This is a genomic window from Azospirillum oleiclasticum (assembly GCF_013423485.1).
In the GTDB taxonomy this organism is placed as follows: domain Bacteria; phylum Pseudomonadota; class Alphaproteobacteria; order Azospirillales; family Azospirillaceae; genus Azospirillum; species Azospirillum oleiclasticum.
The window spans coordinates 17,278-34,624 of the sequence record NZ_JABFFR010000025.1; the positions used below are offsets into that span (position 1 = coordinate 17,278).

Annotated in this window: 11 protein-coding genes; 9 read left to right on the forward strand and 2 right to left on the reverse strand. The window is 67.7% G+C overall.

Going from position 1 to position 17,347, the window contains the following annotated elements:
• Nucleotides 1–28: 28 nt before the first annotated feature.
• Nucleotides 29–2,197, reverse strand: a complete 2,169-nt coding sequence (glgX, locus tag HL658_RS22950) for a glycogen debranching protein GlgX (protein ID WP_180284211.1) — start codon at nt 2,195–2,197, stop codon at nt 29–31.
• Between the two features lie 10 nt (nt 2,198–2,207).
• Here glgX and HL658_RS22955 point away from each other — a divergent pair, with 10 nt between their 5' ends.
• The 8 genes from HL658_RS22955 (at nt 2,208) to HL658_RS22990 (ending at nt 15,251) form a co-directional block, all read left to right on the forward strand.
• Complete coding sequence (locus HL658_RS22955; RefSeq protein ID WP_246337807.1) at nt 2,208–3,395, forward strand: FkbM family methyltransferase; 1,188 nt, start codon at nt 2,208–2,210, stop codon at nt 3,393–3,395.
• Nucleotides 3,396–3,753: 358 nt separating this feature from the next.
• A complete protein-coding gene (locus tag HL658_RS22960; RefSeq protein ID WP_180284213.1) occupies nt 3,754–5,499 on the forward strand; it encodes a cation:proton antiporter domain-containing protein in 1,746 nt (581 codons plus the stop codon).
• Nucleotides 5,500–5,668: 169 nt separating this feature from the next.
• Entirely contained in the window at nt 5,669–6,514 is an 846-nt protein-coding gene (locus HL658_RS22965) for a P-loop NTPase family protein (protein WP_180284214.1), read from the forward strand.
• Between the two features lie 16 nt (nt 6,515–6,530).
• On the forward strand, nt 6,531–7,445 hold the full coding sequence (locus HL658_RS22970) for a hypothetical protein (RefSeq protein ID WP_180284215.1): 915 nt from the start codon (nt 6,531–6,533) through the stop codon (nt 7,443–7,445).
• Between the two features lie 33 nt (nt 7,446–7,478).
• The gene (locus HL658_RS22975) at nt 7,479–9,650 is read left to right on the forward strand and encodes a peptidase domain-containing ABC transporter (RefSeq protein WP_211109819.1); all 2,172 of its coding nucleotides are present in this window, start codon (nt 7,479–7,481) and stop codon (nt 9,648–9,650) included.
• A complete protein-coding gene (locus tag HL658_RS22980) occupies nt 9,647–11,008 on the forward strand; it encodes an HlyD family type I secretion periplasmic adaptor subunit (protein ID WP_180284216.1) in 1,362 nt (453 codons plus the stop codon). Before HL658_RS22975 ends, HL658_RS22980 begins: the two co-directional genes overlap by 4 nt.
• Before the next feature lie 175 nt (nt 11,009–11,183).
• Nucleotides 11,184–11,690, forward strand: coding sequence for a hypothetical protein (locus tag HL658_RS22985; protein WP_180287667.1), 507 nt, complete (start codon nt 11,184–11,186; stop codon nt 11,688–11,690).
• A 30-nt stretch (nt 11,691–11,720) separates the two neighbouring features.
• Nucleotides 11,721–15,251 carry a M10 family metallopeptidase C-terminal domain-containing protein gene (locus tag HL658_RS22990; protein ID WP_180287668.1) on the forward strand — a complete coding sequence of 1,177 codons (3,531 nt, stop codon included), beginning with the start codon at nt 11,721–11,723 and terminating at the stop codon, nt 15,249–15,251.
• Here HL658_RS22990 and HL658_RS22995 read toward each other — a convergent pair.
• Nucleotides 15,241–15,948: an MT-A70 family methyltransferase gene (locus tag HL658_RS22995; RefSeq protein WP_180284223.1), complete on the reverse strand. Its 708-nt coding sequence runs from the start codon at nt 15,946–15,948 to the stop codon at nt 15,241–15,243. The genes HL658_RS22990 and HL658_RS22995 overlap by 11 nt on opposite strands.
• A gap of 106 nt (nt 15,949–16,054) precedes the next feature.
• Between HL658_RS22995 and HL658_RS23000 the strand changes: the two genes are divergently transcribed.
• On the forward strand, nt 16,055–17,347 hold the full coding sequence (locus tag HL658_RS23000) for a pentapeptide repeat-containing protein (protein ID WP_180284224.1): 1,293 nt from the start codon (nt 16,055–16,057) through the stop codon (nt 17,345–17,347).

Genomic DNA, 17,347 nt, shown 5'->3' on the forward strand with positions numbered 1-17,347 from the left:
ATCGAAAAGGGCACCTCCGACCGGGCGGTCAGCCCGTCGCGGGGTCCGCCGTTGGCGCGGCCGGGTCGCGAAGGCTGCGGCCCGTCCGCTGGGCGGCCGTCTCGGCACGGCGGTCGGGGATCAGCTCGAACAGCAGCAGCGAACGCCCGCCGACCGGAAGCTCGTCGCCGCTGCGCGCGGTGGACACCTCGATGCGGGCGTCCCCCTCCGTATCGACGAGGCGCAGCCACTGGGTGCCGCCGGCGACCTTGGGCAACCGGAACGGCACCACTTCGTGATGGGCGTTGACGATCAGCAACAGGGTGCTGTCGGTTCCCGCCTTCTTGATGCCCGTCGCCTGGGCCCGCCCGTCCAGCAGCATGCCGAGGCAGCGGGCGAAGGGGTCCCCCCACTGCTCGGTCTTCTTTTCGATGCCGGCCGGGGTGATCCAGGTGACGTCCTTGACGTCCAGCTCGGCGTTGTAGGCGCCGGTCAGGAAACGGCCCCGGCGCAGCAGACGGTGGCTGCGACGCAATGCGATCAGCCGGCGCACGAAGTCGGTCAGCGCCCGTCCGTCGTCGTCGATCGCCTCCCAGTCGAACCAGGACACGGGGTTGTCCTGGCAATAGGCGTTGTTGTTGCCGTTCTGGCTGCGCGCGAACTCGTCGCCGGCCAGCAGCATGGGCGTCCCCTGCGACAGCAGAAGCGTCGCCAGCAGGTTGCGCATCTGGCGCTGCCGCAGCGCCGCCACCTCCGGATCGTCGGTCGGCCCCTCCGCACCATGGTTCCAGGACAGGTTGTGGGAGTGGCCGTCGTTGTTGCCTTCCCCGTTCGCCTCGTTGTGCTTGTGGTTGTAGGAGACGAGGTCGGCCAGGGTGAAGCCGTCATGGGCGGTGATGAAATTCACCGAGGCCCAGGGCTTGCGGCCCCGGCGGTTGAACAGGTCGGCGGACCCGGTCAGCCGTGCCGCCAGATCCGGCAGCTTGCCCTCGTCGCCCTTCCAATAGGAGCGCACGGTGTCGCGGTAGCGGTCGTTCCACTCCGCCCAACCCGGCGGGAAGCCGCCCACCTGATAGCCGCCGGGGCCGCAGTCCCACGGTTCGGCGATCAGCTTGACCTGCGACAGCACCGGATCCTGCCGGCAGGAATGGAGGAAGCCGCCGCCCTGGTCGAAGCCGTGCGGCTCCCTCCCGAGGATGGTGGCGAGGTCGAAGCGGAACCCGTCCACATGCATCTCGGTGACCCAGTAGCGCAGGCTGTCGTTGACCATCTGCAGCACGCGCGAATGGGACAGGTTCAGCGTGTTGCCGGTGCCGGTGTCGTTGATGTAGTAGCGCGGGTCGGGCGCCAGCCGGTAGTAGGATGCGTTGTCGATGCCCTTGAACGACAGCGTCGGCCCCATCTCGTTGCCTTCGGCCGTGTGGTTGTAGACCACATCCAGGATCACCTCGATCCCGGCGTCGTGGAAGCGCGCCACCATCTCCTTGAACTCGTTGACGAAGGTGGTCGCCATGTAGCGCGGGTCGGGAGCGAAGAAACCCATGGAGTTGTAGCCCCAGTAGTTCTTCAGCCCCTTCGCCACCAGATGGCGGTCGTCGGCGAAAGCGTGGATCGGCAGCAGTTCCACCGCGGTGACGCCCAGCGAGCGGATGTAATCCACGACCGCGGCGTGCCCCAGCCCGGAGAAGGTGCCGCGTACCCGCTGCGGCACCTCCGGATGCCGCATGGTGTAGCCGCGCACATGCGTCTCGTACAGGATGGTGCTGTCCCACGGCGTGCCCAGCCGGCGGTCGGAGCCCCAGGTGAAGGCCGGGTCCACGACCATGCATTTCGGCATGCCGGCCGCGCTGTCGCGACGGTCGAAGGAGAGATCGCCGCGGGCGGCGCCAACGCGGTAGCCGAAATGCGCGTCCGACCAGCGCAGCGCCCCTACGAGCTGCTTGGCGTAGGGGTCGAGCAGCAGCTTGTTGGGGTTGAAGCGGTGGCCGGCCGCCGGATCATAAGGGCCGTGCACCCGGTAGCCGTAGACGGTGCCCGGTCGCGCGTCCGGCAGATAGCCGTGCCAAACCTCGTCGGTGTATTCCGGCAGCTCGATCCGCTCCAACTCCCGCCGGCCTTCCTGGTCGAAGAGGCACAGCTCCACCTTGGTGGCGTTGGCGGAAAACAGCGCGAAGTTGCTGCCCAGCCCGTCCCAATTGGCCCCAAGCGGATAGGGCATCCCCTCACGGATGCGCGAACGGCGGAGGATCCGCGGCGCGGACGGCGGCTTCTTCACGGACGACCTCGGCGGTGGCGGCGGCGGTGGTTGCGGCGGGGCGGTAGGAGAACGCCGCGGCCGGTGCGAATGGTCCGCCGCACTATCGGGGCTTGTGAACCGCCGCCATGTCCGCAAACCTCGCCGAAGACCGTTCTGGAGCGGCGCGAACCCTGCCACATCGCGGCCGGGGAGTCGAACGGCTCCTGGGCGCCGGCCGTTCTGCGACCGCCGTACGGTTGCCGATCCACCGCAGCGGCGCTATGAGTTGCCTGCGCAGTCGTGGCAACCTGATGTTTGGACGGATTTCCCTATGCCCGTCATTCCCATCAATTTGGATATCGGCAATAGAAATCTCCAGATCGCTCTCGATCTCGATGAATGCTACAGCAATGAAAAGATCATTATTTCCTATCTCTGCAACGGCCACTTCTACGAGCCTGATGTCTCTCTGGCCCTGACACGGCTGGTCGGGGAAGGCGATGCGGTGGTGGACGTCGGGGCGAACGCGGGATTCTTCACCACCGTCATGGGCGTGCTCGCCGGGCCGTCGGGACGGGTGCTCAGCATCGAACCGGATGCCCACAACCTGTCGCGCCTGCGCAACAACATCTCCCTCAATCAGTTCGGCCATGTGACGGTTTTCGAGCGGCCGGTCACCGACAAGGAGGGCGAGGTCACCTTCTTCATCAACAGCGACAACAGCGGCGGCAACGCCCTGTGGGATCCCGCCCGCTTTCCGGGCAATCAGAAATCCCAGGCCAACCCCATCGCCCGAACGATGGGGGCGACGACGCTGGAGCGTGCGGTGGCCGACACCGGGCTCGCACCGCCCAAGCTGATCAAGATCGACACCGAAGGGGCCGAGCAGCGGATCCTGGAGGGAGCCGGCAGCCTGATCCGGAACCGTGCGGTTCCCTTCGTGATCGCCGAGCTGCACGAATTCGGTCTGCACCAGATGGGCTGTTCGCAGGCGAGCCTGCGCGCACTGATGGAAGCGAACGGCTATTCGACCTTCCTGCTCTACCCGAACGGAGCCCTGCCCAAGCTGATCCCGCCCGGCACCATGATCCGCACGCCTTGCTTCGTGAACCTGCTGTTCAGCACGGTCGAGAAGGTCGGCGCTCATTGGCCCGAAGAACCGTACGAACTGAAGCTGTAGGCCGCAAGGTCACGCGCCCGGCGCCTACAAACACAATGCCGGCCGCCGGCACCGTATCCCGAAAGTTCGCTACACGGTGACGATCCGACCGACTTATGAGGCCGGGACGCTGGCGGTTGCCCCTCGTGCCGACGCGCTCCACGGCCGGGCCCAGCCCTTCGGCCAGAACCCATCCAACACAGCGCGGCCGGATGGGCCGGCAGCGCGCCTCGGGCTACAACGCCAGAGCCGGGGCGTAAGGAGCGATGAGCCGAGAAATAGGAAGGGCGCGGCCTTTCCGTTTTTCCTGCGAGCTTGCGGAATGCGATAGTTCGGCGCGCCCGCCCGAAGCTCCACTGCCCCGAACACGGATTCCCTGATGCCGCACGATGTTCCGCTGATCGCCACCGTCGCCGTCGCCTTTGTTCTCGCCTTCGCCTTCGGTTATGCGGCGGACCGGCTGCGGATGCCGCCGCTGGTCGGCTATCTGCTGGCGGGGGTCGCGGTCGGCCCCTTCACGCCGGGGTTCGAGGCGGACATGGCGCTCGCCGGCCAGTTGGCGGAGATGGGTGTCATCCTGCTGATGTTCGGTGTCGGCCTGCATTTCTCCGCGTCCGATCTGCTGGCGGTGAAGGGGGTCGCCATCCCCGGTGCGGTCGGGCAGATCGTTCTCGCCACGCTTCTGGGTGTCGGGCTGGCGTCCCTGTGGGGCTGGGGACTGGGGGCCGGGCTGGTGTTCGGGCTGAGCCTGTCGGTGGCGAGCACGGTGGTCCTGCTGAAGGCGCTGGAGGAGCGCAACCTGCTCAACTCCGCGGAGGGCAGGGTAGCGGTGGGCTGGCTGATCGTCGAGGATTTGGCGATGGTGCTGGCGCTCGTCCTGCTCCCCGCCTTCTCGGTTGCGCTCGGGGGGAACGCACCGGGTGCCGACGGGCATGGACATGGTGCCGGCGGGCCGATCTGGCTGACGCTCGCCCTCACGCTCGGCAAGGTGGGGGCCTTCGCCGCGCTTGCGATGATCTTCGGCCCACGGGTGGTGCCCTTCATCCTGGCGAAGGTCGCGCGCACCGGCTCGCGCGAGCTGTTCACCCTGTCGGTGCTCGCCATCGCCATCGGCATCGCCTACGGCTCCGCCGTGATCTTCGGTGTATCCTTCGCGCTTGGCGCCTTCTTCGCCGGCGTCGTGCTGAACGAATCGCGCTTCAGCCACAAGGCCGCGACCGAATCGATGCCGCTCCAGGACGCCTTCTCCGTCCTGTTCTTCGTGTCCGTCGGCATGCTGTTCGACCCGACCATCCTCGTCCGCGACCCGCTGGCGGTGTTTGCGGTGGTCCTGCTGATCGTCGTCGGCAAGTCGCTGATCGCCTTCGCCATCGTGCTGCTGCTGCGCTACCCGGTCTTCATGGGGCTGGCGGTATCGGCGAGCCTCGCGCAGATCGGCGAGTTCTCCTTCATCCTGGCCGGGCTCGGCATGTCGCTGGGGCTGCTGCCGGCCGAAGGCCGCGACCTCATCCTGGCCGGCGCCCTCCTGTCGATCACCCTGAATCCGCTCGTGTTCCTGGCGGTGGACCTCATCCGCAAGCGGATCAACGCGAGCCGCCCCGCCGGAGCGCTGCCCTACGGTGCGGAAAAGTTCGAGCAGCTCCAGGGCAGCCTGGCCGAGGCCAAGCGCCTGGGGGAGGAGCGCGAGCACGCGCACGAGCTGCGGATCCAGGCGCTGACCAGCGCCTTCCCGGTCCTGTCCATGCTCGACGCCCACGATCAGGAGCGGCTGCTCCTGCTGTTCAAACCGAAGACGGCCTCGCCCGGCGAGCGTGTGATCCGCAGGGGCGACCGGGCGACCGAAATGTATTTCATATCCTCCGGCGCTGTGGAGGTGCTGGCCGGCGGCCGGACCATCCGGCTGGAGGCGGGCTCGCTGTTCGGCGAGATGGCGCTGCTGAGCGGACGGCGGCGCAACGCCGACATCTCCGCCGTGGATTACTGCAAGTTCCTGGTGCTGGAGCGGCGCGACTTCAACCAGTTCACCGCCCGCTACCCGGCGCTCCGATCCGCCTTCATCGACATGGCCAACGAACGGCGCCGAATGAACGAAGGCAGTGCCGAGGAGGCGGCCGAATCGGTGTGACCGCACGGCGGCGGCGCTCTGGGCGCGTGGGGGCCGCCACGGATGAGGCCGTCGCGAAATCCGTGCTCCATGCACAGCCGTACGGCGGTGTCTTAACCGGTCATACACCATGCAGGTGCCATCATGGCTGCCAAGGCCGCCCTGCCGGATCAACAAGGATCGCCTGTGAATGCCCTCTATTGTTCTCCTCGTCGGTGATAAGGGTGGCATCGGGAAATCGACATGGGCGCGTGCGTTTGCCGACCTGTGCCGGGCGAGCGGCGTGAAGGTGGGGCTGTTCGACGGTGACTGGTCCTGCCGCAGCCTGTTCCGGATGTTCTGTGAATGGTCGCCGGACGGCACCGTGATCCCGCTGGAGAGACAGAATCCGCGCACCGGCTGCGTCCTTTACGACCTTCGTCACCGTGATCTCGGCCGGGACCTGCTGCTGGACAGCATGGGTCTGCGCGGAATCGACATCTTCCTGCATGACCTGCCCAGCGGTTTCCGGAGCGATCTGGTGAACGTGATGGGCATTCCCCAGGTCGGCCGCGCCATCGCCGAGTTCGTGCGCAGTTGCCAGGGCATCGGGGTGCGGCCGGTGTTCGTGGCGCCGCTCACGGCGAACTGGACCACCCATCAGACCGCGGTATGGCTGGCGGAGAACGCTCCCGCGCCGGCGGCGGTCCTTGCCGTTCGCAACGAACAGTACGGCGAGTCGGCCTTCGCCGTGTGGCGGTCCGGCGACCGCGAGCGCTTCCTGCAGGCCGGAGGCATCGAGATCGCCATGCCGAACCTGGAAGCCCAGACGTTCCTGAACAGCGACGTTCTTGCCTCCCGCTTCAGCGCGCTTGCCGGCAGCGACAAGGTCTCGATGGCCGACCGCATGCGCATCGGCTCCTGGCTGCGGCGCTTCGCGGATGAGGTGCGTCCTCTGGCGTCGGTCTTCGGTGTGGAGCGATGGCCATCCTCCGGCCCTCTGGCCGGGGGTGAGGCCCCGCCGGTGGTCGAGGTGGCCGCCGGGGGCCAGCGCTGATACCGGTGCAGGTCCGATGACGCAGGATAGCGAACCCCCTCCGCAGTTGGATGTGCGGCGCGCCTTGGACGCGAACCGGCGGGTCGACGAGGCCGTTTCCGCCCTCGAGGGGGCGCTCTGGCGAACTCCGCCGACGGTTCAGGCACAGGTTCCGACACAGGTTCCGACACAGATTCCGACAAGGACTCCGGCTTCCGCGCCGATGCGCCCGGCGTTGGCGCTGACCGGAACGATGGTCCCGTTCAGGCCGTCTCCCCGGCTGGTGCCTAAGGCGGCGCCCGTGGAAGCGCCGGCACCCGACCCCGCACCACCGGCACCCGCCACGCGACCCGAGCAACTCGCCGATATCGGCCGCGCGCTGGACGAGGAGGATGCGGACCTTCGACGGCGGCGCACCGCGCTGTTGGAGGGGGCGGTCTTCACGCTGCCCTGGGATCCGAATCCGCGGCCTGTTCTCGCTGCCGCTGGAGATGGCACCTTGCACCGTGTCGCCGACGAGGAACTCAGGGACGTCATCCAACCCCATTGGCGTGCCCTGCTTGAGCGCGCCGCAGCGGCATCGGCGGATTTGGCCGCCGCGGGAACCGCGGTGGAGCGCATGCCGGGTTGGAAGCGGCTGTGGTCCGGTCGCGCGATGTTGAGGGCCGCGGAACAGGCGGACGTGGCGGCGCGCGAGGCGGTGGAGGCTGCCGAGCTCATCTGGAACAGCGCGTCCATCCTTGACCGGCGGAACCAGATGCGGACGATCGCCGACCGGGCGGTCGCGACGGCCGCGGCCGCGGTCGACGGTGTACCGGCCATCGACCGAGCCCTGGCCGAGTTGGCCGATTGCCGCGCCCGGCTCGCCGACCTGCGCCGGCGCGGCATGTCGTCGCTGGAGCGACGCCCCGGGGAAACCCGGACGCAGGCGCTGCTTCGCACCGCCGGTTGAGCATCCTGTCCAACCTCCGGAGACGCAAGCCCCGTGACGCAGGCCGTCGGCATGATCGAGAGCGCAGCGGTACCCGGACGCACCGGGCTCTGGTGCCTCGTCGCCATCGGGCGGCACTACGGCCTGGATCTGTCGGAGGAGCGGCTGGTCCATGACCACGCCCTCGACGGATCGGAACTGGACCCCGTCCGCCTCGTCCGTCTGGCCCGGGGGGGCGGCCTGACCGCCCGTGCAACGCGCATGGACTGGGACGGGATCACCGCATTGGATGACGCACTCCCGGCCGTGCTCAGGCTGCGGGACGGCAGCTTCGTGGTCTTGGGCGGTGTCCGACGCAATGGAGACAGCGTCGAGGTGGTCGTGCGCAACCCGCTGGCACCGCTGTCCGGATTCGACTTCTGGACGCGGGAGGCGCTGGAGGGGGTCTGGGGTGGCGAGGTGGTGCTGGTCCGACGCCGGTTGCGCCTGACCGACCCGCCGCTGCGTTTCGGGCTGCGCTGGTTCGTGCCCGAGATCCTGCGGCAGTCCACGGCGTTCCGCGACGTCGTGGTCGCGGCTCTCGTTCTCCAGCTTCTTGCCTTCGCCGTGCCGATCTTCTTCCAGATCGTCATCGACAAGGTGGTCCTGCATCACAGCGAGGCGACGCTGACGGCGCTCGGCGTCGGCGTGCTGATCGCCATCGGCTTCGACTCGTTGCTGCTCTATCTGAAGACGTTGCTGCTGCTGCACGCCACGTCGAAGATCGACATCCGCATGGCGACCGCGGTCTTCGCCCACCTGCTGTCCCTGCCGCAGGAGTACTTCGAGCGCATCTCCTCGGGCGTGCTCATCAACCACGTCCAGCAAGGGCGCGTGGTCCGCGAATTCCTGACCGGGCGTCTGTTCTTCACGCTTCTCGATTCGGTGGCCCTGGTCGTCTTCGTGCCGGTGCTCGCCGTGTACAGCGGGCTGCTCACGGCTGTGGTGCTGGGATTCGCGGCGGCGATGGCGATGGTCCTGGCGGTCGCCGCGGGCGCCCTGCGAAGCCGGCTGCAGGCGCTCTACCGTGCGGAGGCCGAGCGGCAGGCGTTGCTGGTGGAGACGGTGCACGGCATTGGAACGGTCAAGGCGCTGTCCCTGGAACCGGCCCGGCGGCGGCTTTGGGATGGTGGCTCGGCGGAAGTGGTGGAGCGCTCGGTGGCCGTGGGCGGCCTGTCGGCGTCGGCGCGTTCGGTATCCGGCTTCCTGGAGAAGTCCATGGGGGTCGTGGTGCTATGGCTGGGTGTGCGCTTCGTGTTCGACGGCACTTTGACGGTGGGCGAGCTGGTGGCCTTCACCATGCTGTCCAACAGGGTGACCGGTCCGCTGATCCAGTTGGTGACGCTGGTGAGCGACTATCAGCAGGCGGCGTTGTCCGTCCGCATGCTCGGCCAAGTGATGAATGCGGCGCCGGAGTCGGGTCTTACGGGCGGCCTTCTGCCGCGCTTGAGCGGCGCGCTGTCCTTCGACGGGGTCCGCTTCTCGTATCCTGGAGCCGCCCTGCCGGCGCTCGACCGCCTGACATTCTCCATCCCGGCCGGAGCGGTGGTCGGCGTCGTCGGGCGAAGCGGGTCCGGGAAATCGACCCTGGTGCGGCTGCTCCAGGGAATCGACCTGCCGCAGGGCGGGATTTTGCGGATCGACGGGTACGACCTGCGCGAGATCGATCGGGTCCACCTTCGACGGCAGGTCGGGGTGGTCCTTCAGGAGAGCTTCCTGTTCCGCGGCTCCATCCGGGAGAACGTTGCCATCGGCCTGCCCGAGGCGGGGCTGGACGCGGTGGTGGAAGCCTGCCGTCTGTCCGGAGCCGACGAGTTCGTGCAGCGGCTTCCCCACGGCTACGACACGGTTCTCGAGGAGGCGGCGGCGAACCTGTCGGGTGGGCAGAAGCAGCGTCTGGCCATCGCCCGCGCGCTGCTGCGCCGGCCCCCGATCCTGATCCTCGACGAGGCGACCAGCGCCCTCGATCCCGAGAGCGAAGCGATCGTCCAGGCCCATCTTCCGGCGCTGACGCGCGGCCGGACCACGATCATCATTTCCCATCGCCTGACGTCCATCCGATCGGCCGACGCGATCCTGGTGCTGGATGCCGGACGGATGGTGGGGCTGGGCCGCCACGAGGAATTGTTGGGGAATTGCCCCGTTTACAAACATCTCTGGGACATGCAGACACGGGCGATGCGATGAGCGCCGGGACCAACTCCGACGGCCCCGCCCGCCCGCCCGCGGCCCCCCGGCCGCGAACGGCCACGGTGTCCGAATTCCAGTCCGATGCCGTCGCGCTGGAGGAACGGCCACCGCCGAGGGCGGCGCGGGCGATCCTGCACACCGTGGTTGCCATCGTCCTCACCTTCATGCTCTGGGCGTCGCTGGCCGAGACCGACCGGATCGTTGTGGCCACCGGCCGGGTGGTGACGACCAAGCCCCTGATCGTGGTGCAGCCCCTGGAGACGGGCGTCATCCGTTCCCTCGACGTCACGATGGGTGCCGCGGTGCGTGAAGGCGATCGGCTGGCCACACTCGATGCGACCTTCGTGCAGGCGGACGCCGCGGGACTTAGGGAACGGCTGGACAGCCTGACGGCGGAGGGTGACCGGCTGCGCACCGAAATCGACGGGGTGCCCTTTCCTGTCGCATCCGGTGATCCCATCCGCGGCTTCCAGGCGCGTCTGATGGAACAGAGACGGGCGGAGCGGCGGGCCCGGCTCTCCTCCCTCGACTCGACCATCGCCAAGCTCGAGGCCAGCATCGCATCCAACCGCGGTCTTCAGGCGAGCCTGCGCGAGCGGTTGAAGGTGTCCGAGCAAATTCTGGCGATGCGCGAGGAACTTCTGCGGCGCAGTGTCGGCTCGCAGCTCACCGTCATGGAGGCACGCCTTGCCGTTCTCGGCATCCGGGAGCAGCTCGCAGCCAAAGCGGGCGAGGAGCGCGACCTCGAACACGAGGCGCGCCGCGCCGTGCACGAGCGCGACTCGTTCCTCCAGGAATCCCGTCGCACGGACTCCGACCGTCTGCTGGCCGTCACCCGCGAGATCGACTCCGTGACCCAGGAGCTGGCGAAGGCCGACCGTCGGAGCACACTGGTCGATCTGCGCGCGCCCTCCGACGGCGTTGTGCTGGAGATCGCGCAGCGATCGGTGGGCTCGGTGGCGCGCGGTGGCGATCCCCTGATCACGCTCGTTCCCATGAACGTGCCGACCGAGGTGGAGGCGGAGGTGGAAGCGGCCGACATCGGCCGCGTCCGCAGCGGCGATCTCGCCAGGCTCAAGCTGGAAGCGTTGCCGTTCCAGCAGCACGGCCATCTTGAGGGCACGATCCGGGTGGTCACCGAGGACGTGTTTCGTCCGGAGGAGGATCGCAAGCGCACCGTGTACCGCTGCCGGATCGCCATCGAGCGCAGCGCTCTGCGCAATCTGCCCGAGGGGTTCCGGCTCATCCCGGGTATGATCGTGTCGTCGGAGATCCTGGTGGGACGGCGCACCGTCCTGTCCTACTTCCTCAACCCGGTTCTGCGGGTCTTCGACGAGAGCCTGCGCGAGCCTTGAGGCGGGCTGCCCTGCGGCGATTGTTCACCGACGAGGGCAATGGACAATCGGCAGGGATCGGAGGATTATACCACGACGATTATCGGATTATTATCATGGCGATTCTGCAATGTTCACGGCAGTTAGGGATGCGTCAATCATTCCGGGGCAGACCGGTGAGCGCCGGGCGCTTCGGATGATGGCGGTGGTCGCAGCCGGGATCGTCGCAACCGTGGGAATGACCGACGTGTCAATGGGAATGCCGGTTCCGGCCTTCATGGGTGTCGAGCGGGTGCTGCTCGTGTGCCGGGTGTCGCCCGCGGAAACGCCGGCGCTCGGTTGCCGGGACCTGCTCGAACAGGCCCGCCGGGTGCTGGTCGATGGCCTGTCGGCGAAAGGGCGGGGGACGCTGCCGGTCCAGCCCGTCGAGCCGGGGGACGAGGCGCTCGCCGATGGGGGCGGGTTGGTTGTGGCGCTGCATGCGACGGTGGCTGGTGCACCGGGCGACTCATCGATGGTCGCCATCGCGGTCGAGATCCGGCGTCCGGGTCAGGTGAGCGACGGAATCCCCTTCTTCCTGATCCCCCCGTCCGTCGTGGTCGGGAAATCAGGGGACATGCCGGGCAAAGTCCGTGCCGCACTGCGGACCGCGCTGGGCGTTGGGGTGGTCGATCCGCTGGTGTCGGTGCCAGGCCCACGCTAAGCGCGGACAGGGAAACGAGGGAGAAGTGCCATGGCGTTCCTTACCGGCAACACCAGCATCGACGCCTTGCTCGCGGGCAATGGTTACCGCTGGAACGCGGGCGCCGCCGTCGGCACTCCGGTCACGATCACCTACAGCTTTCCCAGCACGCTGCCCGGTTATTACGCGGCGAACGCGGCGGAACGCAATGGGTTCCAGGCGGTGACGGCTGGCATGAAGGCCGGCATCCGCGCGGTGCTCGATGTGTACGAGCAGGTCTGCAACGTCACGTTCGTGGAGGCCAGCAGCGGCGTTGGGCAGATGACCTTCGCGCAGTCCCGGATGGGCAGCGGGTCCGCGGCGTATGCCTATTATGGTGGAAGCACCGGTGTAAGCGGTGATGTCTTCTTCAACGTTGACTACGCTCCGAACAAGACGCTGACACCCGGAACCTACGGTTTCATGACCGCCATCCATGAGATCGGTCATGCGATGGGGCTCAAGCACCCCGGCAACTACAACGCCGGCGGCGGCGGTACAGCGGGGCCCTATCTTCCGGCGTCGACTGACAAAGTGGCGTACACGGTCATGTCCTACAACGGTGGGACGCTGAGCAACGCCAATCCGCAGACGTTGCAACTCTTCGATATCCGCGCGCTTCAGTACCTGTATGGCGCCAACATGAACTGGGCGATCGGCGACGACAGCTATTCTATTTCCAACGCCGCACCGGTGACCAAGACCATTTGGGACGCTGGCGGCACCGACACGATCGACGCCTCGAACCAGACCCGCGCGGCCACGATCCGGCTGACCGCCGGGTCTTTCAGCTCCATCGGTGTGAACGCATCGGGCGGAGCGGCTGTCAACAACTTCGCCATTGCCTACGGCGCCACCATTGAAAACGCCATCGGCGGTTCCGGAAACGACACGATCTTCGGCAACGCCGTCGACAACATCCTCACGGGCGGTGCCGGCAATGATGTCATCGACGGAGGTGCCGGGAACGACACGGCGGTGTTTTCCGGCCAGCTGTCGCAATACCGGATCTGGCGGGACGGTGCGCAGATCAAGGTCGTAGACCGTTCGGCGGGCGTTGACGGGAGCGACATTCTCACCGGCATCGAATCCCTCAGCTTTTCGGACACGACGATTCTTGCCGGTTCGGTGTCGGCGAACATAGCACCGGTCGGCGTCGGCACACCGACGGCGCTGGCGAAGGGGGCGTCGGTGGCGCTGTCGGCGCTTTATGCGGCGACCGATGCGGAGGACACGATCCAGTACTACCGGGTCACCAACCCGACCGGCGCGGGGTCGCTCGTGCTGAACGGCGCGGTGAATCTTGCCAACACCACCCAGCGGGCGCAGGGGATCTCCCAGTTCTCCGCCGCCGATTTCGCCAAGGTGACGTACACGGGCAACGGCAGCGAGACGCTGAGCTTCATGGCGCATGACGGCATTGGCTGGAGCGCGGTGACCGCAGTCGCCATCCGCAACGCGGCACCGGTCGGCGCGGGGACGCCGACGGCGGTGGCGAAGGGGGCGTCGGTGGCGCTGACGGCGCTTTATGCGGCGACCGATGCGGAGGACACGGTCCAGTATTACCGGGTCACCAACCCGACGGGTGCGGGGTCGTTGGTGCTGAACGGTGCGGTGAACCTCGCCAACGCCACCCAGCGGGCGCAGGGCATCTCCCAGTTCTCCGCCGCCGATTTCGCCAAGGTGACCTACACCGGCAACGGCAGCGAGACGCTGAGCTTCATGGCGCATGACGGCATTGGCTGGAGCGCGGTGACCGCAGTCGCCATCCGCAACGCGGCACCGGTCGGCGCGGGGACGCCGACGGCGGTGGCGAAGGGGGCGTCGGTGGCGCTGACGGCGCTTTATGCGGCGACCGATGCGGAGGACACGGTCCAGTATTACCGGGTCACCAACCCGACGGGTGCGGGGTCGTTGGTGCTGAACGGTGCGGTGAACCTCGCCAACGCCACCCAGCGGGCGCAGGGCATCTCCCAGTTCTCCGCCGCCGATTTCGCCAAGGTGACCTACACCGGCAACGGCAGCGAGACGCTGAGCTTCATGGCGCATGACGGCCTCCGCTGGAACGCCGCCACCAATGTGGCCGTCACCAACGCGGCGCCGGTCGGTGTGGGGACGCCGACGGCGGTGGCGAAGGGGGCGTCGGTGGACTTGTCCGATCTGTATTCGGCGACGGACGCGGAGGATACGGTCCAGTATTACCGGGTCACCAACCCGGCGGGTGCGGGGTCGCTGGTGTTGAACGGCGCGGTGAACATGCTGACCGCCACCCAGCAGGCGCAGGGGATCTACCAGTTCACCGCCAGTGATTTCGCCAAGGTGACCTACACCGGCAACGGCAGCGAGACGCTGAGCTTCATGGCGCATGACGGCCTCCGCTGGAACGCCGCCACCAATGTGGCCGTCACCAACGCGGCGCCGGTCGGTGTGGGGACGCCGACGGCGGTGGCGAAGGGGGCGTCGGTGGACTTGTCCGATCTGTATTCGGCGACGGACGCGGAGGATACGGTCCAGTATTACCGGGTCACCAACCCGGCGGGTGCTGGGTCGCTGGTGTTGAACGGCGCGGTGAACATGCTGACCGCCACCCAGCAGGCGCAGGGGATCTACCAGTTCACCGCCAGTGATTTCGCCAAGGTGACCTACACCGGCAACGGCAGCGAGACGCTGAGCTTCATGGCGCATGACGGCCTCCGCTGGAACGCCGCCACCAATGTCGCCATCCGCAACGCGGCGCCGGCCGGTGTGGGGACTCCGACAACGCTGGCGAAGGGGGCGTCGGTGGACTTGTCCGATCTGTATTCGGCGACGGACGCGGAGGACACGGTCCAATATTACCGGGTCACCAACCCGGCGGGTGCGGGGTCGCTGGTGTTGAACGGCGCGGTGAACATGCTGACCGCCACCCAGCAGGCGCAGGGGGTGTTCCAGTTCACCGCCAGCGACTTCGCCAAGGTGACCTACACCGGCAACGGCAGCGAGACGCTGAGCTTCATGGCGCATGACGGCCTCCGCTGGGGTGCCGCCACCAACGTGGCCGTCACCAACGCGGCGCCGGCCGGTGTGGGGATTCCGACAACGCTGGCGAAAGGGGCGTCGGTGGACTTGTCCGACCTGTATTCGGCGACGGACGCGGAGGACACGGTCCAATATTACCGGGTCACCAACCCGGCGGGTGCTGGGGCGCTGGTGTTGAACGGCGCGGTGAACCTCACCAATGCCACCCTGCAGGCGCAGGGGGTGTTCCAGTTCACCGCCAGCGATTTCGCCAAGGTGACCTACAGGGGCAATGGCAACGAGACGCTGAGCTTCATGGCCCATGATGGCATCCGCTGGGGTGCCACCACAAACGTCGCTATCCGCCTACCTGGAAGCGGACCGGTTGCGGCCGCGGGGCCCGCCCCGGTGGCCAACGCTGCACTGCTCTGGAGTGATCCGAATGCCGATCAAGGGCTTGTCGCGCTTATGCCCCTGGTGGGCGCTGGAACGCTGTCCGATGGCACGGATCTTCTGCTCGGAACCGACCAGCGACTCAGCGCCTAGACACGAATCGCCCTGTGGTTGCCAGGGAAGCGGCGTCCCCGTCACACTTCTTTTGTTCCGCGGCGGAGTTGTGGCGGTAGGTGGCCCAGGTCGGTTCGTATCCGTCGTCGGCTTGGTTGCCCCAGGAGGTCCAGCCGGGACGGCAGCCGCGGGCGAAGAGTTCCACATAGGGGCCGGGACTGCAGGCCTCGATCAGGTCGTACTGCTCGTCGGGCTTGCGGCTGTGCTCGCGTTTGCGGGTGCCGATGTAGTTCACCTGGCGGCGGCCCGGCGCCAGTGTGCGGGCGTTGCGGCCGCGCACCCCGAACAGCAGCAGCTCCGTCACGTTGCGGAAGTAGAAGCCGACGCCACGCCCGTCCGACCCCCCGTCCTTGCGCAGCTTGTGCCAGACGAGGTTGGTCTTGTAGGTGAAGCCCCAGGCTTCCAGCACGCGCACGCCGTCAGGCAGCAGCGCGTTGGGCACCCACAGATACAGATGCGCCGTCTCCGCCACCAGCGAGGACACGGGCAGGGCCGCGATCTCGTCTTCCGACATGGTGCCGTAGCGGGACAGCCGGCGGTGTTCCGGAGCCATCTTTCCGGTGCGGTTGGCGAACCGCCAGGGTGGATCGGCCAGAACGGTTGCGAAACGGCGGTCGCCCGCGAAGCGCAGGAGGTCTTGTCCGGGATTGGCGTCGTCGCTGGTCACGACGGTCATCCTGATGCCCGTCCCGGCGGTGCGTCAAGCGACACCTGTCCCGATGGGCAATGGTCTTTCGGCTGTCCATGGCTTACCCTTGCCTACCCAGAGGGAGCTGCCGTGCATGTCCCAATCGCGCCCGTTGACCCGTTTGGATCAGGTCAAGCTGGAGCTGGCCGTCCGTCGGCACGAGATGTTCCGCAACGCGCGCATGGGCGGTGCCAGGGCCAACCTGTCCTACCATGATCTGTCCGGGCTCAACCTCGCCGGGCGCGATCTCGCGCACGCGGACTTCGTCGGCGCGTCGCTGCGCGGGGCCAATCTCGCCGGGGCCAAGCTGGACTGCGCGATCATGTTCGCCTGCGACCTGCGGCAGGCGAACCTGGAGGGGGCCAGCCTGATCAAGACGGATCTGCGCGGTGCCTGCCTGCGCGGGGCGGTGCTGATCAACGCCAATCTGTTCGAGTCGGACCTGCGCGACGGCACGCTGGCGGAGAAGGAGCGTGACGGCACCCTGCGCGTCGTTCACATCGACACCCAACCCACCGAGGCGTCGGGCGCCGATCTCAGCGGCGCCAACCTGACCAACGCCAGGCTGTCCGGCGCCATGGCGGTGCACACCGACTTCACCGACGCGGTGATGCGCGGCTGCAAGCTGGTGCGCGCCACCATGCGCGGCGCCAATTTCAGCGGCTCGATCCTGGAGGGCGCCGACCTGTCCGGTGCCGACCTGCGCGGGGCGAACCTGCGCGGGGCGGTGCTGACCGGTGCGGCGATGACCATGACCGACCTGACCGACGCGGTGGTCGAGGACACGCTGACCGACAACCCGTCCGGCAAGCCCTTCGCCGATCTTGGCCGGCCCCTTCAGGACCTGATGTTCGAGCACATGCAGTGGGTCGGCAGCGGCGGCGCGGAGGGACGGGCGCTCGACCTTGCCGGCTTCGACATGCGCGGGGCGGGTTCGCTGGCGCACGCCTGTCTGACCATGCTGCGCGCGGTGGGCGCCACCTTCTACGGGATGGACATGACCGGCGCGCAACTCCAGGCGGCGGTGCTGGAGAGGTCGGACCTGCGCACGGCGTCGCTGCCCGGTGCCGACCTGCGCGGCATCAACCTGAAGGGCGCCAAGCTCAACAACGCCGATCTCGGCGCGGTCAACCTGCGGCCCCTGGTGTTCGACGAGAAGCGTTCCATGCGCGCCGACCTGACGGAAGCGCGGCTGCGCTACGTGAACCTGTCCGGGGCCAACCTGCGGGGTGCGGTGCTGTGCGGGGCCGACCTGTCCTTCGCGAACCTGACGGGCTGCGACATGGTCGGGGCGGACCTCAGCCACGCCAAGCTGTTCGGCGCCAGGATCCAGCGCAAGGCGCTGGAGGGCGTGACGCTGGACGGCGTCGCCGGCCTCAAGCTATAG